General features: G+C 65.3%; 1 protein-coding gene. It reads left to right on the top strand.

Going from position 1 to position 242, the window contains the following annotated elements; genetic code table 11:
- The coding region (locus HMPREF2716_RS02220; RefSeq protein WP_177343797.1) for a cbb3-type cytochrome c oxidase subunit I at nucleotides 1–242 on the top strand (242 nt) is incomplete at both ends.

Genomic DNA, 242 nt, shown 5'->3' with positions numbered 1-242 from the left:
TACATCTGGGCCGGCCCGCACCACCTGCACTACACCGCGCTGCCGGACTGGGCGCAGTCGCTGGGCATGGTGATGTCGCTGATCCTCCTGGCGCCGAGCTGGGGCGGCATGATCAACGGCATGATGACCCTCTCCGGGGCCTGGCATAAGCTGCGCGACGACCCGATACTGCGCTTCCTGGTGGTGTCCCTGGCGTTCTACGGCATGTCCACCTTCGAAGGCCCGATGATGGCGATCAAGAC

The organism is Pseudomonas sp. HMSC076A11 (genome assembly GCF_001810205.1).
In the GTDB taxonomy this organism is placed as follows: Bacteria; Pseudomonadota; Gammaproteobacteria; order Pseudomonadales; family Pseudomonadaceae; genus Pseudomonas; species Pseudomonas aeruginosa.
Note: the sequence above shows the minus strand (reverse complement) of the source record. Positions and strands in the feature narration are given on the sequence as shown.